Origin of the sequence: Streptomyces sp. NBC_01224, assembly GCF_036002945.1 — a bacterium.
GTDB lineage: Bacteria > Actinomycetota > Actinomycetes > Streptomycetales > Streptomycetaceae > Streptomyces.
This window is the reverse complement of record NZ_CP108529.1, coordinates 7,817,515-7,842,148: the sequence shown is the minus strand read 5'-3', so window position 1 is coordinate 7,842,148 and position 24,634 is coordinate 7,817,515. Positions and strand designations below refer to the sequence as shown.

The following is a 24,634-nucleotide window of genomic DNA, read 5'->3' as shown; positions in this document are numbered from 1 at the left end:
GTTACTTCACCCTCTCGCGGCCGGTGGCCGTGGCGAGCTGCCGCGCGGCCGAGTTCAGGGCGGAGCGCGGGTCCTTGCCCCGGAGCATCACGCCGGTGACGGCGGAGATCATGATGTCGGTGGCCTTCGCGTCGTCCTTGTTGTTCTCGACCGGCGGGATGTTGCGTGCGAGCCGGGCGAACACGTCGAGGGCCGCCTGTCCGCCGAAGTACTCCTGCTCCGCGCTCAGATACGGGTCGTCGAGCGCGGGCAGATAGGCGGGGAACAGGCCCTCGCGCTTGAGCATGGAGACCTGGTTCGCCTTGCCGGTGAGCAGGAACTGGATGAACGCCCACGCCAGACGGGGGTTCTTGCTCTGCCCCGGGACGCAGAGCGTGGAGCCGCCGATGTTCGAGGTGCGGATGCCGTCGGCGGTGAATCCGGGCAGTGGCACCACCCCGAACCTTCCCCTCAGCTCGGGCATCTCGTCGCTGAGCGTGCCCGTCCACCAGGCGGCGGTGGGCGTGGTGGTGGCCTTGCCCTCCTTGGTGCCGGTGACGAGCCCGTCCCAGCCCTTCTCGTAGTCGACGAGACCCTTGTCGTGCAGGGTCTTCATCAGCGTCAGGGCCTTGACGGCCTCGGGGGTGTCGACCGCGACCCGGCCGCCCTTGAAGTAGGACTGGCCCTGCTGCTGGAGCAGCATCGGCAGGATCCCGGCGTCCGTGGAGTCCATGATGAGCAGTTTGCGGCCGGTGGCCTTCTTGATACGGACGCCCACATCTACGTAGTCGTCCCAGGTCAGCAGCGACTTGGGGTCGACCCCGGCGGCGCGGAAGTGGTCCGTGCGGTAGTAGAGCGCGCAAGGGCCGATGTCCCAAGGCAGGGCGAAGACCGCGCCGTCCTTGCCGGTGACGGTACGCCACGCGGCGCGGTCGAAGTCGCCTCCGTAGCGGCCGCCGAGGCTCGTCAGGTCGTAGAAGCCGCTCGGGAAGTTGCCTATGTAGCGCGGCATATGGCTGCCCTCGACCGTGAGGACGTCGGCAAGGCCCGAGCCGCCGCGCAGGCCCACGGTGATCTTGTCGTAGGCATTGTCGTAGCCGATGTCGACGACGTCGACGGTGGTGCCGGGGTGACGCTTCTCGAAGGTACGGGCGAAGCGCTTCATGGCCTTGGCGGCCACGTCCCACGACCAGACGGTGATCTTCCCGCTGACCTTGCCCCCTTCGTCATCCTTCCTGCCGCCGATGTCACGGGCGTCTTTGCCGCCCGCGCCGCCCATGGCACATCCGCTGACCAGTGACGATGCCGCGGTCGCGAGACCTGTGGCCAGAACAACCCGTCGGGTGGGCCTTGTTGACACTCTTGCCTCCTGGAGCCTGAATGCCTAATGCTGTATTCAGAACACTGAATGACGGAGCTCGCCGTCAAGAGGTGTACACCCAAAGACTTTTGTTGCTGTGGTTCATGACTGACCTGACTGAGTCGGCTCACGCGAAAGGCGCGGCATGACGTCATCCCAGGACTCCGTCCACCCCTACGCCCACCCCTACATCCCGAATGCGGTCCCGGCCGTGCGGCAGGCGATGCTCGAGGAGATCGGCGCGGCGAGCGTCGAGGACTTCTACGCCGACATCCCGGACGGAATCCGGCTGCACCGCCCCCTCGACCTGCCGGCCCCACTGCGTTCGGAAGCCGAACTCGCCCGCCACATGGAGGAGTTGCTCAACCGCAACACCTCGACCCGGCAGGCGCTCAGCTTTCTCGGCTCCGGCTGCTATCAGCACCACGTACCGGCGGTCGTCGACGAGGTGGTCAACCGCAGCGAGTTCCTCACGGCGTACGCGGGCGAGCCCTACGAGGACCACGGCCGCTTCCAGGCGCTGTGGGAGTACCAGTCGATGATGGCCGAGCTGCTCGACGTCGAAATCGTCAACGTCCCGGTGTACGACGGCTTCCAGGCCGCGGGAACCGCCCTGCGCATGGCCGGCCGGATCACGGGCCGCCGCCGCATGCTCGTCGCCACCGCGATCGACGCCGACAAGCTCTCCCGCATACGTGACTATGTACGCCCCGACCACGACGTGACGGTGGTCCCGGTCGACCCGTACACCGGCTGCGTCGACCTCGACGCGGTGCGTGAAGCGCTCGCCGCCGGCGATACGGCGGCGGTGTACGCGGACACGCCCTCCGCGCTGGGCATCGTCGACGAGGCGCTGCCCCACCTCGCCGAACTCGCCCATGATGCGGGGGCGTTGTTCGTCGTGGGCTGCAATCCGCTCACGCTCGGCGTGCTCGCACCGCCCTCCGCGTACGGCGCCGACATCGCGTGCGGCGACATCCAGCCGCTCGGCCTCCACCAGAGCTTCGGCGGCGGCAACGCGGGGTTCATCGCCACGCGCGACGAGGAGACGCTGGTCGCCGAGTACCCGTCACGCCTGTTCGGCCTCGTGCCGACGACCGTCGAGGGCGAGTACGGCTTCGGCGACGTCGCTTACGAGCGGACCTCGTTCGCGCTGCGCGAAGAGGGCAAGGAGTGGGTCGGCACGGCCGCCGCACTGCACGGTATCGGTGCCGGGGTCTATCTCGCACTGATGGGACCGCAGGGCATGCGGGAGATCGGCGACACGATCCTCGCGCTCACCGCGTACGCCCGCAGGCGCCTCGCCGAGGTACCCGGCATCGAGGTCCCGTACGCCGACGCCCTGCACTTCGCCGACTTCACCATCCGCTACACGGGCGGCAAGACGGCCGCCGAGATCCGCGCCGACCTGAAGGATCGGGGCATCTTCGGCGGCGTTCCGACCGGCGGGCACGAGGCCGCGTACTGCGTCACCGAAGTCCACACCAAGGCCGACATCGACCGGCTGGTCGCAACCCTGGAGGAGATCGTCAAGTGACCGCCCCGCACGCGCCCGTGTCCGTCTCCCCCGAGGAGGCGCGCATCGCCGACAAGCCGCGCCTCCGCCGTTTCCAGCAGGCCTCCTGGGACGAGAAGCTGATCTTCGAGCTCGGTTCGCCGGGCGAGCGAGGCGTCCTCGTACCGGCCACGGACCCGTCCATCGGGAAGGCCGAGATACCCGCCGCCCTGCGTCGCGCCGAACCGCCCGCGCTGCCGGAGATGTCCCAACAACAGGTCCTGCGCCACTACTTGCGCCTGTCACAGGAGAATCTGGGCGCCGATCTCAACATCGACGTCGGCCAGGGCACCTGCACCATGAAGTACAGCCCCAAGATCAACGACCAGTTCGTCCGTGACCCGCGGATCGCAGCGCTGCACCCCCTCCAGGACGAGGACACGGTCCAGGGCGTCCTCGGGATCATCCACAGCCTGGAGCAGCTCCTGAAGGAGATCTCCGGCATGGACCGGGTCTCGCTCCAGCCGGGCGCCGGCTCCGCCGCGATCTACACGAACGTCGCCATGATCCGCGCCTACTTCGCCGCGCGCGGCGAGCTGGAGCAGCGCGACGAGGTCATCACGACGATCTTCTCCCACCCGTCGAACGCGGCTTGCGCGAAGACGGCGGGCTTCAAGGTCATCACGCTCCACCCGGACGCGGACGGCTACCCGGACATCGAGGCCCTCAAGGCGGCGGTCGGCCCGCGCACGGCGGCGCTCCTCATCACGAACCCCGAGGACACGGGCATCTACAACCCGCGCATCGAGGAGTTCGTACGGATCGTGCACGAAGCGGGCGGCCTGTGCTCGTACGACCAGGCCAACGCGAACGGCATCCTCGGCATCACGCGCGCCCGGGACGCGGGCTTCGACCTGTGCCACTTCAATCTGCACAAGACGTTCTCGACGCCGCATGCGTGCGGCGGCCCGGCGGCCGGTGCGTGCGCGGTCTCCGAGGACCTCGCCCCGTATCTGCCTCGCCCCACCGTCGAGTTCGACGGTTCGACGTACCGGCTGGACGACGACCGGCCCGAGTCGGTCGGCAAGATGCGGCCGTTCTACGGCGTCGTGCCGAACCTGGTCCGTGCCTACGCCTGGATCATGTCGCTCGGCGCACAGGGCCTGCGGGCCGCCGCCGAGACGGCCGTCCTCAACAACAACTACCTGCTCCACAAGGTCCGGCAGATCCCGGGCGTCTCCATCCCCTACGCGGCGGGGCGCCCGCGCGTCGAGCAGGTCCGCTACAGCTGGGAGAAGCTCCACGAGGACACCGGCCTGCACTCCGAGGACATCGGCCTGCGTGCCGCGGACTTCGGTACGCACTACTGGACCAGCCACCACCCGTACGTCGTGCCGGAACCCATGACGCTGGAGCCGACCGAGTCCTACACGCGCGCCGACCTCGACGAGTACGCGGCGATCCTCGCGGAGATCGCCCGAGAGGCGTACGAGGACCCGGAGACCGTACACACGGCGCCGCACCGCTCGACCATCCACCGGGTCCGCCCGGAAGCCCTGGACTCCCCGGCGACCTGGGCGGTCTCCTGGCGCGCCTACCGCCGCAAGGTGCTCGGTGAGGCCGGCCGGTGACGAGGATCGGCCTGGTGGTCAACCCGGTCGCCGGCCTCGGCGGCCGGGTGGGCCTGGGCGGTACCGACGGCCCGGACCGGACCCGCGTGGCACTCTCGCTGGGCGCACGCCCCTTGGCGGGGGCGCGTGCCGCTGCGGCCTTGGGTGAACTGGCGGCGCGTTCGGGCCGGTTGACAGAGGCCGGCCGTCCTGCGTGGGACGGGCGAGGCAGCGATTCGACAGCGGCGGCGCGCCCGGCGCCCAGCCGGCGCACACGGGCGAGCGCCGATCTGACGGCCTGCGCGCCGGGTGGGCAACCCGATGCGTCGGAGGGCACGGCGCAGGCCTCCGCAACCACGCGGGAGCGCACGCCACGCCCCGTGCCCGGCCACCGGGCCGACGCCACCGAGGATCCCGCGCCGAAGGAACTCAGCGACACGCAGGCCGGGGCGCCGGCCATCGCTCCGGTCGGTGACCCGCCGGGCTCCGGACTCCTCGTCGTGACCGCCGCCGGTCCCCTGGGAGCTGACTCCGTCGCCGCCGCAGGGCTTGCGGGGCGGGTCGTGTACGCCGCCGGGGCCGGGCGGGACACCTCGGCCGCAGACACGGCCGCCGCGGTGCGGGCCGTCGTCGCCGAGGGCGTCGACCTCCTGCTCTTCGCCGGCGGCGACGGCACCGCGCGGGACGTGCTCGGCGCCCTACGCGACGTGCCCTGCCCGGTCCTCGGCGTACCGACCGGTGTGAAGATGCACTCGGCCGTCTTCGCCATCAGCCCGCGCGCCGCGGGTGAGGTCGCGGCGGCGTGGCTCGCCCGCAGGAGCACTGTTCGGCTGCGGGACGCCGAGGTGATGGACCGCGACGAGGACGCCCTGAGCGAGGGCCGCGTCGCCTCACAGCTCTTCGGGTGGCTGCGCGTTCCCGACATACCGGCCCGCGTACAACAGCGCAAGACCGGCAGCACCGCTACCGCGCCCGATGCGGTCGGCGGCATCGCGACCGACGTCGCCGAGCGCGTCGGGGACGGGCTGCTCGTGCTCGGCCCCGGCAGCACCACCCGGGCGATCGCGGCGACGCTCGGCGCGGACGTCTCCCTCACGGGAGTCGACGTGCTCCGCCTGCGGCCCGGCCACCGGCCGCGAATCGTGGCCCGCGACGCGGGCGAGGACACTCTCCTCTCCATCGGCCCGGCCTGGATCGCCCTCTCCCCCATCGGCGGCCAGGGCTTCCTTCTCGGCCGCGGCAACCAGCAGATCTCGCCGCGCGTCCTGCGCGCGGCGGGCGGCCGCGAGCGCCTGCTCGTGCTGTGCACGGAACAGAAACTGGCCGCGCTCGGCGGCCGCCCTCTTCTCCTCGACACCGGCGACGACGCGCTCAACGCGGAGCTGTCCGGCCATCTGCCCGTCATCACCGGCAGGCGGCGCACATCGCTGTACCGCCTGGCCGGATGACCCCTCATGCCTCCCATCACACTCAGAAGGAGCCAAAGATGATCTCCCTTGACGGCAAGCGTGCCATCGTGACCGGCGGCGGAGCCGGAATCGGCCGCGCCACCGCCCAGGTCCTTGCGGAGCTCGGCGCCCGCGTGGTGATCGCCGACATCGACACGGACGGCGGCGAACGCACCGCGAAGGACACGGGAGGGATCTTCGTACGCTGCGACGTGTCACGGCGCGAGGACTGCGAGGCCGTCGTGCACACGGCGCAGGAGCAGTTCGGCGGCGTGGACGTCCTCTTCAACAACGCCGGCATCATCCGCCGCTCCACGGTCTGCGAGATCACCGAGGACGACTGGGACCTGGTGATGGCCGTGAACATCCGCTCGGTGATGCTGATGAGCCGCCTCGTGATCCCGGGGATGGCGGCCCGGGGCGGCGGCTCCGTCATCAACACCGGCTCCGGATGGGGCATCCGCGGCGGCGGCCGGGCTGTCTCGTACTGCGCGTCGAAGGGCGCCGTCGTCAACATGACCCGCGCCATGGCCATCGACCACGGCCCCGACAACATCCGCGTCAACTGTGTCTGCCCCGGTGACACGGCGACCGGGATGCTCGCCGAGGAGGCACGCCAGCTCGGCGAGAGCTCCGACGCGTTCTATGCCGACGCCGCCGACCGGCCGCTGGGCCGGATCGGGCAGCCCCGCGACATCGCCCAGACCGTGGCGTTCCTCGCCTCCGACGCCTCGGCGTTCCTGAGCGGGGCGATCATCCCGGTCGACGGCGCCGGTACCGCGTGACCCGCCGGTAGCGGATAATCGACCGGACCGAAGGGGAGGGCAGCCTCACATGCCAATCGAAAATCGCCCGCTGCGCGAACAGGTCAAGGAGGAACTGATCAAGCGCCTCGGCCGCGGCACGATCGCAACCAGCGAGCCGATCAACGAGGGGCAGCTGGCCACCGAACTCGGCGTCAGCCGCACTCCGCTGCGCGAGGCACTGATCACGCTGGAGCGCGAGGGCGTCATCACCAGCGAGCGCGGCAAGGGCTTCCGCTTCACGCCGCTCAGCGCGCAGGAGTTCCGTGACCTGTCCGCGATCGTCGCGACGCTCGAGGCGCTCGCCCTGGAGTCCAGCGATCCCGAGCACCTGGCGGCGACAGCCCCCCGCCTCCTTGAGGAGGCGCGTGCGTTCTCGGCCCCGCAGGCGCCGCACGACGTCATAGAGCGTTATGACGACGCGTGGCACGACCTGCTCCTGTCCGGCTGCACGAACAACCGCCTGATGAAGCTGATCACCTCTCTGAAGGTGACGATGCACCGCTACGAGCGGGTGGCCCTGGGCGACCAGGACATCCTGGAGCGTTCGGCGGTGGAGCACGAGCGGATCGCCGAGTGCCTGCAGCGCGGCGACCTCGACGCGGCCGTCGCGGCGCTCAAGGAGAACTGGAACAGCGGGATGCACCGGATCCTGGAGCATCTGAAGGACTGACCGCGGGCGGCGGGACCCTGACGGGGACTGCGGAGACACAGTGGTGCGGGTCGAGACGTCGAGGCTTGACCCGCACGGCTCCTCCGGGTTCCCCTCACCGTGAAACGGAACCCATTCGTTGACCCGACGCGCTGCCCAGGGACTGTGACCGCAAGATTCCGCAGATCAGCGCCACCAACCCCGAACACCCGGCCCTCCTGCTCGAACTGCCCCCGGAGAAGGTGGAGCGCCCCATCCACCGCCGTCTCGCGGCGTGGGAAGCGGGCTAGAGGATCTCGGTCACGGCGGTTGCGATCCAGAAGAGACCGATCAGTACGGTTCCTCCGCCGATGACGCGCAACGTCCCGGCCGTAGCGCTTCCCATCGTGACCCCGGTGGAGGAGTAGTAGTCGAAGAGCCGATCTGCAAGGTTTCTGAAGTTCGTCAGGAGGCAGGTTCCGAAGCCCGTGATAGCTGCTCCAAATATGAGTGCAAACATCAGCCATCTTCCCCCGTGATCCCGTGTCCAGCGATCGTGAGGCGGGCCACGCAGAGGTGTCAACGGCCGGGGAGGAACAACTTGCCGAAGGGACCCACGAAGCGCCGCCCGCAGACGAGCGCGGCTGCTGGAGGCAGCTCAGGAGACATTCGCCGAACGCGGCATCTACGGCTCCTCCATCGAGGTGATCAGTGAGCGCGCGGGGCTGACGTGCGGGGCGTTCTGCTCCAACTTCCGCGCCAAGGAAGAGTTGTTCTTCGCACTGTTCGACCTGCATGCGCACTTTGGCCGCCACATCGAGACGTCGACGGACCGACCCCGGCTTGCACGCGCTCCGACGCCGAGAACCCCGGCCTGACGCCTTGTCAGTAAAGTCGGCATCGGGTCCGCATCGACCTGCCCGAAGACGGTTACGCGGGACGACTGCTGCACATAGGCTGTCCTCCCCTCAGGTCTCCGCTGACCTGGCAGAATGCAGCCCTGGAGCCGATCCGGCAGAGCTAGGAGCCGCCCCGTGTTCTACTACGTGCTCAAATACGTCATCCTCGGGCCGCTTCTCCGGCTGTTCTTCCGCCCCAGGATCGAGGGCCTGGAACACATCCCGGAGGACGGCGCGGCCATCGTCGCCGGTAACCATCTGTCGTTCTCCGACCATTTCCTGATGCCTGCGATCCTCAAACGGCGCATCACGTTTCTCGCCAAGGCGGAGTACTTCACCGGACCAGGGGTGAAGGGGCGGCTGACCGCCGCCTTCTTCCACAGCATCGGGCAGATTCCGGTGGACCGGTCCGGCAAGGACGCGGGGCAGGCGGCGATCCGCGAAGGGCTCGGGGTGCTGAGCAGGGGCGAACTGCTGGGGATCTACCCGGAGGGCACCCGTTCGCACGACGGCCGGCTGTACAAGGGCAAGGTCGGCGTGGCCGTGATGGCGATCAGGGCGCAGGTGCCGGTGGTGCCGTGCGCGATGGTCGGTACGTTCGAGATCCAGCCGCCGGGACAGGTCGTCCCGCGCGTCAAGCGGGTCACCATCCGCTTCGGTGAGCCACTGGACTTCTCCCGCTACGCAGGTCTGGACAACCAGAAGGCTGCGATCCGGGCGGTCACCGACGAGATCATGTACGCGATTCTCGGCCTCTCCGGACAGGAGTACGTCGACGAGTACGCGGCCAAGATGAAGGCCGCACAGGCCGAGCAGGTAGGGCAGTCGAAGAAGTTCCCGAAGCTGCGACGCTGACGGCGAATCCGCGCTGGGTGAACTCCACTGGCCCGGGCGACGGCCTGGTCCTAGCGTGCCCCTCATGAGCAGGGGAAACGCATGGGTTCTGGGAGCGACGGGACAGATCGGGCGAGTGGCCGTGCAGGCGCTCGTCGAGGACGGCTGGGAGGTGACGGCCGCTTCACGCGGCGGCGGCCGGGACGCGCGGTGGGACGGCGCGGTGCGCACGACGGCTCTCGACCGGGACGAGGACGGGGCGCTGGCGGCGGCGCTGGGTGACGGATGTGACGTACTGGTCGACATGGTCGCGTACGGCGCGGATCACGCCCGGCAGCTGACCGGCCTCGCCGACCTGATCGGTTCGGCGGTGGTCATCTCCAGCGGTGCGGTGTACGAGGACGATCAGGGTCGCAGCTTCGACACACAGGGCGAGCCCGACGGAGCTCCGCGATACCCCGTGCCGATCCCGGAGACACAGCGCACCGTGCCGGCCGGCGATGCCACGTACGGGACGCGGAAGATACAGCTGGAGCAGGATCTGCTCTCGGCGGGGGACACGCTGCCGGTGACGCTGTTGCGTGCGGGGGCGATTCACGGGGCGTACTGCCGCTCGCCCCGAGAGCTGTACTTCGTGAAGCGGCACCTGGACGGCCGGGTGCGGCGGGTGCTCTCGTACGGCGGGACGTCCCGTTTCCACCCGGTCCATGTATCCAACCTGGCCGAGCTGATCCGGCTCGCCGCCGGACGGCCCGGTTCGCGGGTGCTCAATGCCGGGGATCCGCAGGCACCGACGGTCGCGGAGATCGGCGAGGCCGTCGACGCGGTGCTCGGCCGGAGGACCGAGACCGTGCTGATGGCCGGCGCACCCGGGGACGACGGCGTCGGCTCGACGCCCTGGAGCGCCGCCCATCCCATCGTGTACGACATGACGGCCGCCGAGCGGGAACTCGGGTACCAACCGGTGACGGGCTACGTGGAGTCGCTTCCGGAAACGGTCGAGTGGATCGCCGCGCAACTGGAGGGCAAGGACTGGACGGACGCGTTTCCCCTCATGGTGCGGGCATACGGGAGGAAGCTCTTCGACTACGCGGCGGAGGACGCCTTGCTGGAGACGTACGACCGCAAGGCCTGAGGCGGAGCCCATGCGCGAGAACGGGCGGCCGGTGGCTCAAGGCCACCGGCCGCCCGTGCCCGTGAGGTGTGACCGTTACGGCTTGGGTGTGGCGTGCGGGGCGCACGTCACGTCGCTGCGGTCGGTCCTGCCGGTGAGCAGGTAGGTGTCCACCCGCTCGTTGATGCAGGGGTTGACCAGGCCGGTGACACCGTGCGAACCGGCGTCCCGCTCCGTGATGAGGCGCGAGCCCTTGAAGCGCTTGTGCAGTTCGACAGCGCCCTCGTACGGGGTTGCGGCGTCACGCGTGGACTGCACGATCAGCACCGGCGGCAGGCCCTTGCCGGTCTTCACGTTCAGCGGGGTCTGCTGCTTGGCCGACCAGGTCGCACAGGGCAGGTTCATCCAGGCGTTGGCCCAGGTCATGAACGGGTAGTCCTTGTGCAGCCGGGTGTTGTCGCGGTCCCACTTCTGCCAGTTGGTGGGCCACTTGGCATCCGCGCACTCGACTGCCGTGTACACGGCGTTGCCGTTCTCCGAGGAGATGTTCCCCGCGGTGTCCGACATGTCCGGGCCCGCCGCGTCGACCAGAGCCTGGGTGTCGCCACCCAGGTAGTCGCTCCAGATCCGGGCGACGGGCGCCCAGGAGGAGTCGTAGTACGGCGCGCTCTGGAAGAAACCAATGAGCTCGGCGGGGCCGACGACACCACCGATCGGGTTCTTCTTCGCGGCGGCGCGCAGCTCCAGCCACGCCTGCTCGACCTTCGCGGGGGTGTTGCCGATGTGGAAGACGGAGTCGTTCTTGGCGACCCATGCCTTCCAGTCGTCCCAGCGTCCCTGGAAGGCGATGTCCTGGTTCAGGTTGGCCTGGTACCAGATGTTGTCCTTGGCCGGGTTGACGACACTGTCGACCACCATGCGGCGGACGTGGGTCGGGAAGAGCGTGCCGTAGACCGCGCCCAGGTAGGTGCCGTAGGAGACGCCCAGGAAGTTGAGCTTCTCCTCACCGAGGGCGGCGCGGATGACATCCAGGTCGCGGGCGGTGTTCGGCGTGGTCATGTGCGGCAGCATGTCGCCGCTGCGTTCGGCGCAGCCGTCCGCGTACTCGGCGGCGAGCTTGCGCTGGGCGCGCTTGTCGGCCTCGGAGTCGGGTACGGGGTCGGCCTTCGGGGCTTTGACGTACTCCTGGGGGTCGATGCAGGAGATCGGCGCGGAGTGGCCGACGCCCCGTGGGTCGAAGCCGACGAAGTCGTACGCCTTCGCCGTGTTCGCCCAGAGCGGGTTCTTGTTGGTGATCCGGGTGGGGAACCGCATCCCCGAACCGCCGGGGCCGCCCGGGTTGTAGAGCAGGGCGCCCTGTCGTTCGTCCTTCGTGCCGGTGCTGACGTGCCGGTCGACGGCGATCTTGATCTGCTTGCCGTCGGGCCTGGCGTAGTCGAGCGGCACCGTCACCCAGCCGCACTGGATCGGCTTGGCTATGGCCCAGTCGGCCGGACAGTCCTTCCAGTCGATGCCGGACCTGGCCGCCCGTGTCGCGGCGACCTGAACGCCGCGCGCCTCGGAACCGTGCTGGTGACGGCCTTCGGCAGTGGCCGCCGGTGCGGTCACCGCGCCCGCTATGAGCGTGCCCGCGATCAGAGCGCCGGCCGAGCCGAGCACTGCTGTGCGTCTCAAGTGGAACCTCCCCCATATCTGAAGCGCCGCCGGTGGCGACGCAGTTCATTCAGGACCTCCTGCGGATCCTGTCGTCTGTGAGGTTCCTGAGAACAGGCCACACACTCACTTCTTTACCGAATCGATAACCGGATACCTGCGTCCCGCTGAGCGGTATTCACCTCGCCGGGGTGTCGAGTACGTCGCTCAGTGCGTCGCCCAGGACCCTGCGCAGCACGCGTGCATCGGGGGCGACGGCTGTCACCAGCACAGCCGGACCGACGAGTGGTGTGAGGACGGCGGTCGACCCCAGCAGGCGTGCTTCGGGGCATTTTTCGCCGAACAACGGGTCCACGACGAGGAGTTGCCCGAGGGCCCGGTGGCCGCCGAGAACGGCCGCGCCGTCCCAGCCGGGTGCTCCGGGCCCGTACGCCACCTGCTGGTCGATCAGCGGACGGCCGGCGCGGTGCACTGTGAGGCGGCTGGTGAGGGCGCCGGTGCTCTCGCCGTGGCGTCCGAGAATCTGCTCCTCGCGCAGCACCAGCCGTGCGGTGGGGGCGAGTTCGACCCGTGTGGTCATGTGCAGGACGCTGCCGTGCGCCGAGACGAGTTGCTCCGGAAGCCAGCAGAGCCCGGCCCGCTCCCCCACCTTCAACCTGATGTCGTACGTGGCGGGTTCGGCGGCCGCTCCCGGTCCGGGCAGGGCGACGGTGGCTGCGGCCGAGTCGACGGTGAGCCGGGCGTCTTCCTCGACCTGTGCCTCGATGGCGAGCCGGTCGCCGCCGAGCGGCGCGCTCATGGCGCCGACGACGGTGACACGGGCGTACGAGCCGTTCGCGGCCCGGGTCCGGCGCAGGGCGAGCGGCCCGTCGCTCTCCAGCACGGGGAGCGAAGTGACGCCCCGGCTGTCGAGGACCGCGGTGATCCGGGCGGTGGCCTGGACGCTCATGCGGTCCAGGCGGCGAGCTGCCCCCGCACCCAGTCCGCGACCGGCCCCGCACCTTCCTGCGAGGTGAGTGAGGTGAAGACCACGGGGAGCGGCCCGCGTTGCTGTGCGGCGTCCTGAGCCATTCGGTCAAGATCGGAGCCGACGTACGGGGCAAGGTCGGTCTTGTTGATGACGAGCAGGTCGGAAGTGGTGACGCCGGGGCCGCCCTTGCGCGGGATGTCGTCGCCGCCCGCCACATCGATGACGAAGATCTGGGCGTCGACCAGGCCTTTGGAGAAGGTGGCGGTGAGGTTGTCGCCGCCGGATTCGACCAGGATCAGATCGAGCGGCCCTACGGCGTCCTCCAGGTCCTCGACGGCTTCGAGGTTGGCGGAGATGTCGTCCCGGATCGCGGTGTGCGGGCAGGCGCCGGTCTCCACGGCCTGGATGCGCTCGGGCGGCAGGACGGCATGGCGCAGCAGGAAGGCGGCGTCCTCGCGGGTGTAGATGTCGTTGGTGACCACAGCGATGGAGAGCTGGTCGCGCAGGGACCTGCAGAGGGCGGCGACGGTCGCGGTCTTGCCGGAGCCGACCGGCCCGCCGAGTCCGATGCGCAGAGCGCGGCGGGTGCCGTCGGGGCGGGCTGTATCGGCGCTGATGGCGGCCGGGCCGTCATGGGCGTGGTCGAGGTGCATGGCGTTCGGCTCCTGGTTCTTGCAGGCTTACGAGGCGAACAGGCGGACAGGCCAGGCCGCGTGCGCCTCGGCGGTGATGTCGAGGAGAGGGGCGGAGGCGGCGGGCAGCGCATCGATGGTTCCGTGCGCCGCAGCGGCGGCCTGTTCCGCGATCCGGTCGAGTTCGGGTGCGAGGCGGGCGAGGACGGCGGTGGCTTCGAAGGGGTCGAGGGAGAGCAGCCGGACGGCAGCGGTGGCCGGTCCGCTGACGGTCTCATAGGCGACGCAGTGCGCAGCATCCTCGGGCCCGAGTCCCGCCGATCGTGCGGTGAGGCCGAGCACGACGGGCTGGTGGGCGCCGCGCGGCCGGTCCCGGGCGAGCGCGGCGAGTTCGGGGCTGGGCCAGACGGCGCGGGCCGTCCGCATCAGCTGCCGGCCGAGTTTGCGCGCGACGGTCCGCAGCGCGGGTGACGGGGTGCGGGCATCGGCGGCCTCGTCGAGTGCGAGCGGGTCATGGCCGTGGGCGGCCGCCGCGGCGAGTGCGGCGGCCGTGAGTCCGGTGGTGTGGAGGCGGCCCCGGCAGAACTCGGCGAGGTCTTCGGCGTTACGGATACGTCCTTCCTTCACGGCCGGTTCGGCGCCACCGGAGTGGGCGTGGCCACCGGCGGGGAACCGGCCGTCGGCGAGAACGAGCAGAGCTGCGCGACTCATCACATGGTCCGCGTCAGAAGAGGAAGTAGCGCTGGGCCATGGGCAGTTCGGCGGCGGGTGCCGGTTCGACCGGTTCGCCGTCGATCGTCACGGCGAAGCTGTCGGGGTCGACGTGGACCTGCGGCAGTGCGTCGTTCTCCCGCATGTCGGCCTTGGAGACGCCGCGCGTGCTGGTGATCGCAACGAACCGTTTGCCGAGACCGAGGCGTTCGGGCAGCCCGTCCTCGATGGCTGCGTTCGCCACGAAGTTGAACGAGTTGGCGGCGGGCGCCCGGCCGAGTGCGCCGAACATCGGCCTCGGCATCACCGGCTGCGGCGTAGGGATGGACGCGTTGGCGTCGCCCATCTGCGCGTACGCGATCTGCCCGCCCTTGATGACGGTCTGCGGCTTGACGCCGAAGAACGCCGGGTCCCACAGCACCAGATCGGCGAGCTTGCCGGTCTCGACCGAACCGATCTCCCGGTCGAGGCCCTGGGCGACAGCGGGATTGATGGTGTATTTGGCGACATAACGACGAACCCGGTGGTTGTCGGCCCGGCCGTCGCCGGGAAGGACGCCGCGGCGCTTCTTCATCACATGGGCGGTCTGCCAGGTGCGCAGGACGACCTCGCCGACGCGGCCCATCGCCTGGGCGTCGGAGGAGATGATCGAGATCGCCCCGAGGTCGTGGAGGATGTCCTCGGCCGCGATGGTGGAGGGACGGATCCGGGATTCGGCGAAGGCCAGGTCCTCCGGCACAGCGGGGTTGAGGTGGTGACAGACCATCAGCATGTCGAGGTGTTCCTCGATGGTGTTGACGGTGTGAGGCCGGGTCGGATTGGTGGAACTGGGCAGGACGTACGGCTCCGAGACCACGGTGATGATGTCCGGGGCATGCCCGCCGCCGGCACCTTCGGTGTGGTACGCGTGGATGGAGCGTCCGGCGATGGCCGCGAGCGTATCCGCGACGAAGCCGGCCTCGTTGAGGGTGTCCGTGTGAATGGCGAGCTGCGCACCGCTCTCCTCGCACACGTTCAGACAGGCGTCGATGACGGCGGGAGTGGCACCCCAGTCCTCGTGGATCTTGAATCCGAGGGCACCGCCGCGCAGTTGGGCGCGCATGGCGTCGCCCGACATCGTGTTGCCCTTGCCGAGCAGCCCGATGTTGACGGGGCAGGCCTCCAGAGCCTCGAACATCCGGGCGAGGTGCCAGGCGCCCGGAGTGACCGTGGTCGCCTTCGTGCCCTCGGCCGGTCCGGTGCCACCTCCGACGAGCGTGGTGACACCGGCGGAGAGCGCCTGGTCGACGATGGTCGGGGAGATGAAGTGGACATGGGCGTCGATGGCGCCCGCGGTGAGGAACTTGCCGTTGCCCGCGACGATTTCGGTCTCGGGGCCGATGACCAGATCGGGGTGGACGCCGTCCATGGTGTCCGGGTTGCCGGCTTTGCCGATCCCGGTGATCCGGCCGTCGCGGATGCCGATGTCCGCCTTGACGATGCCCCAGTGGTCGATGATCACGGCGCCGGTGATGACGGTGTCCGGGGCGCCTTCGGCGCGGGTGGTGCGCGCCTGGCCCATCGACTCGCGAATCACCTTGCCGCCGCCGAAAACCGCCTCGTCTCCCGCGAGTCCGGGGCCGCCCGAGCGGTCCTCCTCGATCTCGACGAGCAGATCGGTGTCGGCGAGCCGGATGCGGTCACCGGTCGTGGGGCCGAACAGGTCGGCGTAGACCGCGCGGTCGAGTTCAGCCATCGAGGGCACCTCCGGTTTCGCCGCGCAGGCCGGGGACGATGCGCCGTCCGGCGAGGGGGACGAGCTCGATGTCGACGGGTACGCCGGGTTCGAAGCGCACAGCGGTCCCGGCGGCGATGTTCAGCCTCAGTCCGCGGGCGGCCGAACGGTCGAAGTCCAGGCCCGGGTTGGCCTCGGCGAAGTGATAGTGCGAACCGACCTGGACGGGCCGGTCGGCGGCGTTGAGAACGGTGAGGCGGGTGACGGACCGGCCTTCGTTGAACGGTACGGGCCCGTCTCCGTACAGGATCTCTCCGGGAATCATCGGTGACACCTGCCGTCAGACGATCGGCTCGTGCACGGTCACGAGCTTGGTGCCGTCCGGGAAGGTGGCCTCGACCTGGACGTCATGGATCATCTCGGGCACCCCGTCCATGACATCCTCGCGGGAGAGCACCTTGCGGCCCGATGCCATCAGTTCGGAGACCGTACGACCGTCGCGGGCACCCTCCAGCAGATGGATGGTGATCAGCGCGACCGCCTCGGGGTGGTTGAGCCGCAGTCCGCGCGCCCGACGCTTCTGAGCCACGTCGGCAGCAACATGGATGAGCAGGCGTTCCTGCTCATGCGGGGTCAGTTGCATGCTTCCACCTCACAGTCCTGTGCCCAGTACCGGCCCTGGGCGCAGCGAGACACTAGCCGCCGTCAACAGACTGTTGAACATCGAACCGGTCTCTCGCAGCGAGGTATTGCACGTTAGAGCCGAAGTTTTTCCGGCGCGTTAACTGATCTTTTGCAGATCCATGGACATCAGGCCGCGCAGGCCGTTTTCCAGCACTTCGGGTTCGGCGTCACCGAACATCGCCGGCTGGGCGATGAACCCCCGGGCGGTGGCGATCAGCGTGCGGACCACATGATCCGCGGACACATCGGAGCCGAGCAAGCCGATGTCGCGGTGCACGTCGACCAGCTCCGTCCACGCCGCCCGCAACCCCCCGAAGACCTCGGCGAGCGTGGCAGCCGGTTCCGCACCGGCCGCCGATCGGCTCCAGCAGCGGTTCGAGCAACGCGAGGGCGCCTTCGAGGTACATCGTTACGCCTCCGCGGCCGATGCCCGCCGCGCGATGGAGGACCGGTCTGTATACGGCGCGGTCGTGGTCACCCCGCAGGGCCCGCAGCTGCTGACCGCACCCAACTGCTGCGCGAAGCGGTCACGGCCCAGGCGCCATCGGCGGGACGGTGGCGGGGCTCGCCGCGCTGATCGGTCCGCCCGGCGTCGACCTCGGCGCCCTGCTGATGGTGCTGCTCGGAAACCCCTTCTCCGGCGTGACCAGCGCGCCCGAGCTGCTGCCCCGGCCGATCGGGACGATCGGCCGGCTGATGCCGCCGGGTGCGGGCGGCTCACTGCTGCGGTCGGTGGCCTTCTTCGACGGCAGCGGTGCGGGCAATGCGCTGCTCACGCTCACACTCTGGGCGGCGCTCGGGCTGACGGCGGTGCTCATCGGCGGCCGACGCCGGGCCCAGCCTCCGGCCGCGCCCGCTCCCAGCACCCCGGAGCCGGCCCTGGTGGGCCGACCCCGTTCGAGCATGCCGTGCACCCCCGCCGCAACGGGCGGGGGTGCACGGCATCTCAGCGTTACGGGACGTCAGTGGGGCGCTCAGCTGCCCGGCTCGCGGTGCCCCCTGTGTTCCGCCGCGATGCCGAAGCGCCGCCGTTCGCCGGGAGCGGACGCAAGGGAGCTGATCGAGGAGACCGAGCTGATCACCTGCTCCTCGGCAGCCGCCTCGTCATTTTCGAGTCGCTCCAGGTCAGCAGCCGAAACGAGCGCCACGAGCGGCTTGCCGTGCCGCGTCACGACCACTCGCTCGCCGCCGTAGACAACGCGGTTGATCAGTTCGGCGAGCTCAGCTCGGGCTTGCGTCACCGGAATCTCGTAGGCCATGCTCCCATCATAACCTTCTGTACGTCCTGTACATTTTTTACAGATGCTCACGCAGATCCCCGTACAGCTCCGGAGGAAAGGCAACGCCATGCTGTTCCGCCCCACCGCCCGTTACGTGCTGCCCGAGTTCACCGAGCGCACGACCAACGGGACGCGCACCCTGGATCCGTACTCCAAGCTGCTCGCCGAACGGATCGTCTTCCTCGGCACCCCGGTCGACGACACCGCCGCCACCGACCTGATCGCCCAGTTCATGTATCTGGAACACGACGCCCCCGACCGGCCCATCTCGCTCTACATCAACTCCCCCGGCGGCTCGTTCGGAGCCATGTCCGCGATCTACGACACGATGCAGTACCTCACCTGCGAGGTGGAGACCTACTGCCTCGGACAGGCCGGTTCCTGCGCGTCCACACTGCTCGCCGCGGGCGCTCCCGGCCGACGGCACGCACTGCCCGGCGCCAGGGTCGTCGTGCAGCAGCCCGAGCTCACCGAGCCGGTTCAAGGTCAGCCGTCCGATCTGGAGATCGAGGCACAGGAATTGGAACGGGTCCGCGAGATGATCACCACACTGTTGGCCCGTCACACGGGCCGCAGCGCAGCGCAGATCGCCACCGACATCGAGCGCGACCTCATCCTCGACGCTGCGGGCGCCAAGGCGTACGGCCTGGTGGACCACGTCATGGAGAACCGGAAGTCGTCACTCCCGCCGCACAGCGCGAGGTGAACGCCCGATGCAGCCACCGGAGTTGCCGCCACTCCCCGCACTGACGCGCGCCGAGGGGGAGTTCATCGACTGCTACCTCGAAGTCCTGGACCAACTGGGCCGGATCAACCCGGCCCGCGGCAGCGACACCTACGGCGCACTGCGCGCCGCACAGGCACTGGCCTCACGGGCGGGCGCGCTACGGGACGCCCTCGCGTTGATGCATGAGCGCGGCGAGGCGCAGATCCACGCCGCCACCTTGGCGCGGGCGCTGCGCCTGCTGGACGGGGAACGGCGGGCCGGACGCGTCACCGTACCCCCCGCTCGGGCGAGTTGAGCAGCCCACTTCGTCTCCGGCCCCGGCCGGGTCCGGCCAACTCCCCCTGCCCTCACCTCCGACGGGGTTTGCTCAACTCACTCCACCCGCGACTCCGACGGACGTCGCTCAACTCCCCCGCGCGACACGCCCGGCAGGCACATCGAAATTCCTAGCTCGTTCGGCGTAGGGATTCCCCCTCGCGAGCGACATCTCAACTTGCGTTTTTCGCGAGGGCAGTGATCGGAATCCATCCTTCCACCCCTGGTACGAGACCGGTCCGAGCGACCTGCACGGTCTTCGGAATCATCGGCCCCACCCAAACGGATCATTAATGAGGAGACTCACATATCGTCGTTTTCTCTCGGAAATCCGGCAGTCGGTGCGCCAAGATCCCTGGGACGACAAGCCCCCGCCACCGCGGCGGGGCGGTCCGGGCGGACGCCGAGTCCTGCCGCCGTCCGGATGCCTGGTCGACAGAAGTGGATCGGCAGGAGTGGAGGACCCGAGCACAACGGGTCGACCGGAACACCGGTCGACCCTCGGGGTGAAGCCGCCGAGCGCGGCCGGGCAACTTCGCCAGCCCGAACCCGACAGGTCATCCTTCACAGGCGGCTGACGAAGGGTTGCGCATGGCTGCGCAGGTTCATGTCCCGTCTCTGCTCGCCCGGGCCGGCACGGCCTCGGTTCTGACACTGGCCGCCGTCGGCGGCACCCTGCTTGCCCCGGGCGCCACGCCTCAAGCCCAGGCAGCGACCCTCTCGATGAAGGCACTCAACATCGCCGCGTCGAAGAAGGGATCACCATACGGTTGGGGGGCCACCGGCCCCAACCGCTTCGACTGCTCGGGTCTGACGGTCTATTCGTTCAAAAAGGCGGGCAAGAAGCTCCCGCGCACCGCCCAGCAGCAGTACAACAAGACCCGCCATATCTCGGCCTCGCACAGGCAACGCGGCGACCTGGTCTTCTTCCATTACGGCCGCAGCATCTACCACGTGGGGATCTACGCGGGTAAGGGCAGGATCTGGCACTCGCCGAGGACCGGCGCGGTGGTCCGGCTGGAGAAGATCTGGACGAAGAGCGTCTACTACGGGCGGGTCCGCTGATGCCTGTCCGGTGGATCAGGCCCGTGCCCCCGGTCCTGATCCACCGGACAGGCCCTGGTCTCCGCCGCTGACCCGCTCGTTACTCAGTGCAGCAGGGGGCCGGACACCAGCACCAACCCCAGACCGGTGAGCGCCGCGCCGCTGCCGCCCTCGATGGCGCGGGCGGTACGTGGCCGGCGCAGCCGCCGCCCCAGTCGGTCCACCATGAGGGCCACTGCGGGGAACCAGATCAGCGCAAGCAGCACCACGATCATTGCGAGCAGCAAGGTCCTCGGGAGCGGCGGCTGCCCGTCGGGAACGAACTGCGGCAGCAGACTCAGGAAGAGCACCGGCGCCTTGGGATTCAGGGCGTTGGTGAGGAAGCCCTGGCGCAGTGCTCGTACGGTTCCCTGCCCTGCTGGTTCCCCCTCGGCCTCACCCGCCCTGCCCGTGGTGCGGCGCCGAGCCGCGTACAGGGCGCTGATGCCGAGGTAGAGGACGTAGGCCCCGCCGAGCAGCTGAACGGTGCGGAACAGTACGGGCAGCGTCACCAGCACAGCGGCAAGCCCGGCGACGGCCAGCGCGGTGTGCACGAGGAGTCCACCGGCAACACCCAGCGCGGTCGCCACCCCCGCTGACCGGGAGGCGAGCGCGTTGCGTACGACGACGGTGAAGTCCGCGCCCGGCAGCGCGACCATTCCAGCGGCGACCCCGATGAAGGCGATCAATTGTGCGTCCATGGGTCCACCCTGGCCCGGCAGAGCCTTTAGCGTGTACTTGCAATCTTCTGGGTCTGCCAAAAGGAACACTTAATGTACGACCCGACACGGCTCGCGGCGCTGGTGGCAGTCGCGGAGGCCGGATCGATCACCCGGGCCGCCGCCCGACTCGGCTACACCGCGCCCGCGCTCTCCCAGCAGATCGCCAAGCTGGAGCGGGAGGCGGGCGCCGCACTGCTGGTGCGCCACCACCGAGGGGCCCGCCTCACGGCCGCCGGTGAGCTGCTGGTCGGACGCGCACGGCGGATCCTCGACGAGATGGACCTGGCCCGCCACGAACTGGCCCGTCTCTCCGGACTCTCCGGCGGACGCCTCCGGGTCGGCACGTTCACCACCGCGGGCATCCATCTGTTGCCGCCGGTGTTGAGCGCCTTCCGTCGCGCCCACCCGGATGTGGAGCTGGCGGTCACCGAGTATGAGCCGCCGGACGGAGTCGCAGCTGTGGCCGCCGGCGACGTCGATCTTGCGCTGACCCATGTGTACGAGCCGGCTGCCGCAGCGGCCTGGCCCTCCGGGGTATTCGCCGAACCGCTGCTGGTCGAGGAACTGGTCCTGATCACGGCGGTCGGGCAGATGCTGTCCGAAGCCACCGGGAGACTGCCGGTGACGGAACTGGCGGGGCGGCCGCTGATCAGCAGCGCGCCGACGCATCCACCGCGCCGCGGGGTGGAGCAGGCGTTGGCCGAAGCAGGGGCAACACCCGCCGTGGTCTGCGAGTCGCCCGGCTATGCGCTGGTGTGTGCGCTGGTCAGCGCGGGCATCGGAATGGCGGTCGTACCGGAGATGGTTGCCGCGATGTCGTCGACACCGTTGTCCGTGCGGCGGCTGGAACCCGCCTCGTTCCGGCGGACGATCTCGATGGTGCACCGCGGTGACCGGGCGAGCGCCGCGGCGGCAACTCTCCAGGCGCTGTTGCGCAGTGGGTTCGGGCGGGCGGCCTCGGCGCAGCGGCCGGGCGGCGAGGGCGGGTGATCATGCGATCGGGAGACAGGGAGGCGGCGGATCGAAGGGTCGGTCAGCTCTGCACGGGGATGCTCCACGGGAGCGCGATCCAGACCGTCTTGCCGCCGTCGGCGGTGGGGGTGACGGTGAGCCGGCCACCGCACTCCTTGGCCAGACAGCGAATGATCACCATGCCGCGTCCGTTGTCCTGCTGAACGGCGGCGGGCAGCCGCCGGGGCCGACGCGGGTGACTGTCCGTCACACCCAGATGCAGCTGTTCCTCCCGCTCCAGCCTCAGGTCCACGGTGAAGGTGGGCGACTGTCCGAAGGTGTGCTGGACGGCGTTGGTCGCGAGTTCCGAGACGATGAGTCGGATACTGTCGGCGAACTCCGTGTCGATGGCCAGACCCCATTCGGTCAGCACCCTTGCCACGTATCTCCGGGCCGACGAGACCGAGACCGGATCGCTCGGCAGAGTGACGCTTGCTTCCTGATGGTCTGCCATGGCGAGCCGTCCCTTTCCCACTTGGACCGACCCGCGACCGGTCCCGGTTGTGCTTCGCGCCAGATTGCCACTGATGCTGCCCTCTGTGACGGCGATCCACCAAGATATGCATATATCTGTCGCTCAATGCGGTGAACCCTGCCACGCAAGACCGTATGCGGGCGTCACACTGTCCGCTCGGCAGAAGAGGGAGGGAGGCCGAAGATGCAGAACGGCCCTGCGGTGAGGCGCCGCAAGCTCGGGGAGGAGCTCCGGAGCCTGCGCCATGCGTCCGGACTGACGAGCCGGGACGCCGCACGGATCCTCGGCTGGCACCAGTCGAAGGTGAGCCGGATCGAGACCGGTGTCAGTGGGGTGCGGCCGGCCGATGTGACCCGGCTGCTGGACGCGTACGGCGTGGACGACACGCAGCTGCGGACGCTCCTGGCGGCGCTGGCGGGTTCGGCCGGCGGTGGCGGCACCGGGTGGTGGCATGCCTATCGCGGTCTGATCCCGCCGCAGTACCGCGACTTCATCAGTCTGGAGTCCCAGGCGCGGACCGCGCGGACCCTGGAGACCTCGGTGGTGCCGGGGCTCCTGCAGACGGCCGACTACGCACGTGCGGTGACCCGGGCCTCGCTGGACGGGTTGCCCGCCGGCCAGCTGGACTCGCTGGTGGAGGTGCGGCTCGCCCGGCAGGGGGTGCTGCGGACCGATCCGCCGCTGCGACTGAGCGCGGTGCTCGACGAGGCGGTGCTCCGGCGCGAGGTCGGCGGGTGCCGGGTGATGAGAAACCAGCTGCGCCATCTGACTCGCGTGGCTCAACTTCCCCATGTGGAACTTCAGTTGCTGCCGTTCTCGGTCGGTGGCTATGTCGGCCTCACCGGCCCTTTCGTTATCTTCTCATTTCCGAACACTTCTGATCTGGACGTGGTAGTTCTCGACCATTTGACGAGTAGCCTCTATCTGGAGCGGAAAGAAGACCTTGAGGCGTACAGCTCGGCCTTCCGCACGATGCAGGCGCACGCGCTGTCGCCGGAGCACTCGTTGGACCTCATCGCCGCGATCGACCGCGACGGTCGGTGACCCTGGACTGCCCGAGGGGGGCTCATGTCGGATTGCCTTGCACAACACGAGTTACGGTGGCGGCGCAGCAGCCGCAGCACGGGTATGAACAACTGCGTGGAGGCCGTGCCGTTCGGAGACGGGCGGCTGGCCGTGCGGGACTCCAAGGATGTGTCCAGGCCACCACTGCGGTTCTCCGCGGTGGCCTGGACATCTTTCGTCTCCGGCCTGCACCGGGGTTCGGTCAGCTGACGGGAGCGGTCCGCCGTACGATCGCCACGGCGGTGGCGATCTGCTCCTGGGTCAGATCGGCTCGCGCTGTCAGCCGCAGCCGGGAGACACCGTCCGGTACCGATGGCGGCCGGAAGCATCCCACCGCGATTCCCGCGGCGCGGCAGTCGGCTGCCCAGCGCACCGCCGCGTCCGCCGAGGGTGCCCGCACCGAGACCACGGCCGCGTCGGGGCGAACGGCGGTCAGACCGGCCCCGGTCAGCCGCTCGTACAGAGCGGTGGCGACCGCACGGGCCCTGCCGGCGCGTTCCGGCTCGCGACGGATCAGCCGCAGGCTCCCGAGAGCGGCGCCCGCCGCGGCCGGTGCGAGGCCTGTGTCGAAGATGAACGTACGGGCCGTATTGACCAGGTGTTCGATGGCTCGGGCCGGACCGAGGACCGCCCCGCCCTGGCTGCCCAGGGACTTGGAGAGGGTGAGCGTGGTGACGATTCCCTCGCCGCCCGCGAGACCGGCGGCGGCGAGCGCACCCCGGCCGCCTTCGCCCAGCACTCCGAGGCCGTGCGCGTCGTCGACGAGCAGCGCGGCACCCTCCGCCCGGCAGGCGTCGGCCAGTTCGGGCAGCGGCGCGGCGTCGCCGTCGACCGAGAAGACCGAGTCGGTGACCGTCAGCGCGCGTCCCCCGTGTGCCTGCAGGGCCTTGCGCACGGCATCGGGATCGGCATGCGGTACGACGGCGGTCTCGGCCCGGGAGAGCCGGCAACCGTCCACGATCGAAGCGTGGTTGCCCGCGTCGGAGACGATCAGCGAGCCGCGGCCGGTGAGCGCGGTGAGGGCGGCGAGATTGGCCACGTAGCCCGATGACAGCACCAGGGCCGCCTCGAAACCGCAGAAATCGGCCAGCTCGCGTTCGAGTTCGGCGTGCAATGCGGTGGAGCCGGTGACGAGCCGCGATCCGGTCGCCCCCGCTCCCCACCTGCGCGCGGCCTCGGCCGCGGCGGCGGTGACCTCGGGATGCCGGGTCAGTCCCAGATAGTCGTTGCTCGCGAGGTCCAGCAGTTCCGGTTCGGCGGGCCGAGGGCGGAGCGTACGGACGAGTCCGGCGTCCGCGCGGCGGCGCGCCTCGTCGTCGATCCAGTCGAACGGGGCGAAGGGCATGAGCGGTCCCTTTTGTAGGCAGCTCACAGACCCTAACCGGGAGCGCAGCAGGTCATGGTGTGGCAATACACACA

28 protein-coding genes, 1 pseudogene and 1 riboswitch are annotated in these 24,634 nt (G+C 69.6%); of the genes and pseudogenes, 15 read left to right on the top strand and 14 right to left on the bottom strand.

Translation table 11 applies throughout. From position 1 onward, the window contains the following. Position 1 precedes the first annotated feature (1 nt). Complete coding sequence (locus tag OG609_RS35600; RefSeq protein ID WP_327276592.1) at positions 2–1,339, bottom strand: ABC transporter substrate-binding protein; 1,338 nt, start codon at positions 1,337–1,339, stop codon at positions 2–4. A 145-nt stretch (positions 1,340–1,484) separates the two neighbouring features. Here OG609_RS35600 and gcvPA point away from each other — a divergent pair, with 145 nt between their 5' ends. The 5 genes from gcvPA to OG609_RS35575 are packed head-to-tail and all read left to right on the top strand — an operon-like array spanning position 1,485 to position 7,368. Further along, positions 1,485–2,876 (top strand): aminomethyl-transferring glycine dehydrogenase subunit GcvPA, encoded by a 1,392-nt coding sequence (gene gcvPA, locus OG609_RS35595; protein ID WP_327276591.1) that lies wholly within the window; start codon positions 1,485–1,487, stop codon positions 2,874–2,876. Then, the gene (gene gcvPB / locus OG609_RS35590) at positions 2,873–4,465 is read left to right on the top strand and encodes an aminomethyl-transferring glycine dehydrogenase subunit GcvPB (RefSeq protein ID WP_327276590.1); all 1,593 of its coding nucleotides are present in this window, start codon (positions 2,873–2,875) and stop codon (positions 4,463–4,465) included. Before gcvPA ends, gcvPB begins: the two co-directional genes overlap by 4 nt. Continuing rightward, a complete protein-coding gene (locus OG609_RS35585; protein ID WP_327276589.1) occupies positions 4,462–5,892 on the top strand; it encodes an ATP-NAD kinase family protein in 1,431 nt (476 codons plus the stop codon). Before gcvPB ends, OG609_RS35585 begins: the two co-directional genes overlap by 4 nt. 38 nt (positions 5,893–5,930) lie before the next feature. Further along, entirely contained in the window at positions 5,931–6,677 is a 747-nt protein-coding gene (locus OG609_RS35580; RefSeq protein ID WP_327276588.1) for an SDR family NAD(P)-dependent oxidoreductase, read from the top strand. A 49-nt stretch (positions 6,678–6,726) separates the two neighbouring features. Then, entirely contained in the window at positions 6,727–7,368 is a 642-nt protein-coding gene (locus OG609_RS35575) for a GntR family transcriptional regulator (RefSeq protein ID WP_266363717.1), read from the top strand. A gap of 265 nt (positions 7,369–7,633) precedes the next feature. Here the strand turns inward: OG609_RS35575 and OG609_RS35570 are convergent, their stop codons facing one another. Continuing rightward, entirely contained in the window at positions 7,634–7,846 is a 213-nt protein-coding gene (locus tag OG609_RS35570; RefSeq protein WP_327276587.1) for a hypothetical protein, read from the bottom strand. 184 nt (positions 7,847–8,030) lie between these two features. Here OG609_RS35570 and OG609_RS35565 point away from each other — a divergent pair, with 184 nt between their 5' ends. From OG609_RS35565 to OG609_RS35555, 3 genes are all read left to right on the top strand, one after another. Then, a complete protein-coding gene (locus tag OG609_RS35565; protein WP_327276586.1) occupies positions 8,031–8,204 on the top strand; it encodes a hypothetical protein in 174 nt (57 codons plus the stop codon). A 156-nt stretch (positions 8,205–8,360) separates the two neighbouring features. Continuing rightward, complete coding sequence (locus tag OG609_RS35560; protein WP_327276585.1) at positions 8,361–9,080, top strand: lysophospholipid acyltransferase family protein; 720 nt, start codon at positions 8,361–8,363, stop codon at positions 9,078–9,080. Between the two features lie 64 nt (positions 9,081–9,144). Then, complete coding sequence (locus tag OG609_RS35555; RefSeq protein ID WP_327276584.1) at positions 9,145–10,194, top strand: NAD-dependent epimerase/dehydratase family protein; 1,050 nt, start codon at positions 9,145–9,147, stop codon at positions 10,192–10,194. Positions 10,195–10,269: 75 nt separating this feature from the next. Here OG609_RS35555 and OG609_RS35550 read toward each other — a convergent pair whose 3' ends face one another. From OG609_RS35550 to OG609_RS35515, 8 genes are all read right to left on the bottom strand, one after another. Continuing rightward, the gene (locus OG609_RS35550; protein ID WP_327276583.1) at positions 10,270–11,847 is read right to left on the bottom strand and encodes an alpha/beta hydrolase; all 1,578 of its coding nucleotides are present in this window, start codon (positions 11,845–11,847) and stop codon (positions 10,270–10,272) included. A 157-nt stretch (positions 11,848–12,004) separates the two neighbouring features. Next, positions 12,005–12,775, bottom strand: a complete 771-nt coding sequence (locus tag OG609_RS35545) for an urease accessory protein UreD (protein ID WP_327276582.1) — start codon at positions 12,773–12,775, stop codon at positions 12,005–12,007. Then, entirely contained in the window at positions 12,772–13,449 is a 678-nt protein-coding gene (gene ureG / locus OG609_RS35540) for an urease accessory protein UreG (protein ID WP_327276581.1), read from the bottom strand. The genes OG609_RS35545 and ureG overlap by 4 nt, the downstream gene beginning before the upstream one ends. 27 nt (positions 13,450–13,476) lie before the next feature. Then, positions 13,477–14,139, bottom strand: a complete 663-nt coding sequence (locus tag OG609_RS35535) for an urease accessory protein UreF (RefSeq protein WP_327276580.1) — start codon at positions 14,137–14,139, stop codon at positions 13,477–13,479. Positions 14,140–14,152: 13 nt separating this feature from the next. Continuing rightward, on the bottom strand, positions 14,153–15,874 hold the full coding sequence (locus OG609_RS35530) for an urease subunit alpha (RefSeq protein WP_327276579.1): 1,722 nt from the start codon (positions 15,872–15,874) through the stop codon (positions 14,153–14,155). Next, a complete protein-coding gene (locus OG609_RS35525; protein WP_327276578.1) occupies positions 15,867–16,178 on the bottom strand; it encodes an urease subunit beta in 312 nt (103 codons plus the stop codon). The genes OG609_RS35530 and OG609_RS35525 overlap by 8 nt, the downstream gene beginning before the upstream one ends. 15 nt (positions 16,179–16,193) lie before the next feature. Next, the gene (locus OG609_RS35520; protein WP_327276577.1) at positions 16,194–16,496 is read right to left on the bottom strand and encodes an urease subunit gamma; all 303 of its coding nucleotides are present in this window, start codon (positions 16,494–16,496) and stop codon (positions 16,194–16,196) included. 138 nt (positions 16,497–16,634) lie between these two features. Continuing rightward, on the bottom strand, positions 16,635–16,814 hold the full coding sequence (locus OG609_RS35515) for a hypothetical protein (RefSeq protein ID WP_442818023.1): 180 nt from the start codon (positions 16,812–16,814) through the stop codon (positions 16,635–16,637). A gap of 19 nt (positions 16,815–16,833) precedes the next feature. Here OG609_RS35515 and OG609_RS35510 point away from each other — a divergent pair. Beyond that, positions 16,834–17,425, top strand: a pseudogene (locus tag OG609_RS35510) (hypothetical protein); the annotation flags it as partial. Between the two features lie 86 nt (positions 17,426–17,511). Here OG609_RS35510 and OG609_RS35505 read toward each other — a convergent pair. Then, positions 17,512–17,796, bottom strand: a complete 285-nt coding sequence (locus OG609_RS35505; RefSeq protein ID WP_327276576.1) for a type II toxin-antitoxin system Phd/YefM family antitoxin — start codon at positions 17,794–17,796, stop codon at positions 17,512–17,514. Between the two features lie 91 nt (positions 17,797–17,887). On the opposite strand from OG609_RS35505, the gene OG609_RS35500 reads away from it, so the two are divergent. From OG609_RS35500 to OG609_RS35490, 3 genes are all read left to right on the top strand, one after another. Then, on the top strand, positions 17,888–18,523 hold the full coding sequence (locus OG609_RS35500) for an ATP-dependent Clp protease proteolytic subunit (protein WP_327278292.1): 636 nt from the start codon (positions 17,888–17,890) through the stop codon (positions 18,521–18,523). 7 nt (positions 18,524–18,530) lie between these two features. Continuing rightward, entirely contained in the window at positions 18,531–18,839 is a 309-nt protein-coding gene (locus OG609_RS35495) for a hypothetical protein (RefSeq protein WP_327276575.1), read from the top strand. A 435-nt stretch (positions 18,840–19,274) separates the two neighbouring features. Further along, positions 19,275–19,447: riboswitch (cyclic di-AMP (ydaO/yuaA leader) on the top strand. Positions 19,448–19,450: 3 nt separating this feature from the next. Further along, positions 19,451–19,924 carry a C40 family peptidase gene (locus tag OG609_RS35490; RefSeq protein ID WP_327276574.1) on the top strand — a complete coding sequence of 158 codons (474 nt, stop codon included), beginning with the start codon at positions 19,451–19,453 and terminating at the stop codon, positions 19,922–19,924. Between the two features lie 83 nt (positions 19,925–20,007). Here the strand turns inward: OG609_RS35490 and OG609_RS35485 are convergent, their stop codons facing one another. After that, the gene (locus OG609_RS35485; RefSeq protein WP_327276573.1) at positions 20,008–20,643 is read right to left on the bottom strand and encodes a LysE family translocator; all 636 of its coding nucleotides are present in this window, start codon (positions 20,641–20,643) and stop codon (positions 20,008–20,010) included. A 72-nt stretch (positions 20,644–20,715) separates the two neighbouring features. Between OG609_RS35485 and OG609_RS35480 the strand changes: the two genes are divergently transcribed. After that, entirely contained in the window at positions 20,716–21,654 is a 939-nt protein-coding gene (locus tag OG609_RS35480) for a LysR family transcriptional regulator (RefSeq protein ID WP_327276572.1), read from the top strand. A 43-nt stretch (positions 21,655–21,697) separates the two neighbouring features. Here OG609_RS35480 and OG609_RS35475 read toward each other — a convergent pair whose 3' ends face one another. Further along, positions 21,698–22,129: an ATP-binding protein gene (locus OG609_RS35475; protein WP_327276571.1), complete on the bottom strand. Its 432-nt coding sequence runs from the start codon at positions 22,127–22,129 to the stop codon at positions 21,698–21,700. A gap of 204 nt (positions 22,130–22,333) precedes the next feature. On the opposite strand from OG609_RS35475, the gene OG609_RS35470 reads away from it, so the two are divergent. Both OG609_RS35470 and OG609_RS35465 read left to right on the top strand, forming a co-directional pair. Continuing rightward, positions 22,334–23,194, top strand: a complete 861-nt coding sequence (locus tag OG609_RS35470; RefSeq protein ID WP_327276570.1) for a helix-turn-helix domain-containing protein — start codon at positions 22,334–22,336, stop codon at positions 23,192–23,194. A gap of 24 nt (positions 23,195–23,218) precedes the next feature. Further along, complete coding sequence (locus tag OG609_RS35465) at positions 23,219–23,425, top strand: DUF397 domain-containing protein (RefSeq protein ID WP_327276569.1); 207 nt, start codon at positions 23,219–23,221, stop codon at positions 23,423–23,425. Here the strand turns inward: OG609_RS35465 and OG609_RS35460 are convergent. Then, entirely contained in the window at positions 23,418–24,560 is a 1,143-nt protein-coding gene (locus OG609_RS35460; protein ID WP_327276568.1) for an 8-amino-7-oxononanoate synthase, read from the bottom strand. The genes OG609_RS35465 and OG609_RS35460 overlap by 8 nt on opposite strands. Positions 24,561–24,634 lie beyond the last annotated feature (74 nt).

Bases quoted from the DNA above. Each gene is read 5' to 3' on its own strand.
- OG609_RS35545 (WP_327276582.1), bottom strand. From the start codon at position 12,775: ATGAGCGTCCAGGCCACCGCCCGGATCACCGCGGTCCTCGACAGCCGG.
- gcvPA (WP_327276591.1), top strand. From the start codon at position 1,485: ATGACGTCATCCCAGGACTCCGTCCACCCCTACGCCCACCCCTACATC.
- OG609_RS35465 (WP_327276569.1), top strand. From the start codon at position 23,219: ATGTCGGATTGCCTTGCACAACACGAGTTACGGTGGCGGCGCAGCAGC.
- OG609_RS35475 (WP_327276571.1), bottom strand. From the start codon at position 22,129: ATGGCAGACCATCAGGAAGCAAGCGTCACTCTGCCGAGCGATCCGGTC.
- OG609_RS35575 (WP_266363717.1), top strand. From the start codon at position 6,727: ATGCCAATCGAAAATCGCCCGCTGCGCGAACAGGTCAAGGAGGAACTG.
- OG609_RS35480 (WP_327276572.1), top strand. From the start codon at position 20,716: ATGTACGACCCGACACGGCTCGCGGCGCTGGTGGCAGTCGCGGAGGCC.
- OG609_RS35495 (WP_327276575.1), top strand. From the start codon at position 18,531: ATGCAGCCACCGGAGTTGCCGCCACTCCCCGCACTGACGCGCGCCGAG.
- OG609_RS35555 (WP_327276584.1), top strand. From the start codon at position 9,145: ATGAGCAGGGGAAACGCATGGGTTCTGGGAGCGACGGGACAGATCGGG.
- OG609_RS35490 (WP_327276574.1), top strand. From the start codon at position 19,451: ATGGCTGCGCAGGTTCATGTCCCGTCTCTGCTCGCCCGGGCCGGCACG.
- OG609_RS35520 (WP_327276577.1), bottom strand. From the start codon at position 16,496: ATGCAACTGACCCCGCATGAGCAGGAACGCCTGCTCATCCATGTTGCT.
- OG609_RS35570 (WP_327276587.1), bottom strand. From the start codon at position 7,846: ATGTTTGCACTCATATTTGGAGCAGCTATCACGGGCTTCGGAACCTGC.
- OG609_RS35505 (WP_327276576.1), bottom strand. From the start codon at position 17,796: ATGGCCTACGAGATTCCGGTGACGCAAGCCCGAGCTGAGCTCGCCGAA.
- OG609_RS35460 (WP_327276568.1), bottom strand. From the start codon at position 24,560: ATGCCCTTCGCCCCGTTCGACTGGATCGACGACGAGGCGCGCCGCCGC.
- OG609_RS35485 (WP_327276573.1), bottom strand. From the start codon at position 20,643: ATGGACGCACAATTGATCGCCTTCATCGGGGTCGCCGCTGGAATGGTC.
- OG609_RS35470 (WP_327276570.1), top strand. From the start codon at position 22,334: ATGCAGAACGGCCCTGCGGTGAGGCGCCGCAAGCTCGGGGAGGAGCTC.
- OG609_RS35530 (WP_327276579.1), bottom strand. From the start codon at position 15,874: ATGGCTGAACTCGACCGCGCGGTCTACGCCGACCTGTTCGGCCCCACG.
- OG609_RS35580 (WP_327276588.1), top strand. From the start codon at position 5,931: ATGATCTCCCTTGACGGCAAGCGTGCCATCGTGACCGGCGGCGGAGCC.
- ureG (WP_327276581.1), bottom strand. From the start codon at position 13,449: ATGCACCTCGACCACGCCCATGACGGCCCGGCCGCCATCAGCGCCGAT.
- OG609_RS35535 (WP_327276580.1), bottom strand. From the start codon at position 14,139: ATGAGTCGCGCAGCTCTGCTCGTTCTCGCCGACGGCCGGTTCCCCGCC.
- OG609_RS35525 (WP_327276578.1), bottom strand. From the start codon at position 16,178: ATGATTCCCGGAGAGATCCTGTACGGAGACGGGCCCGTACCGTTCAAC.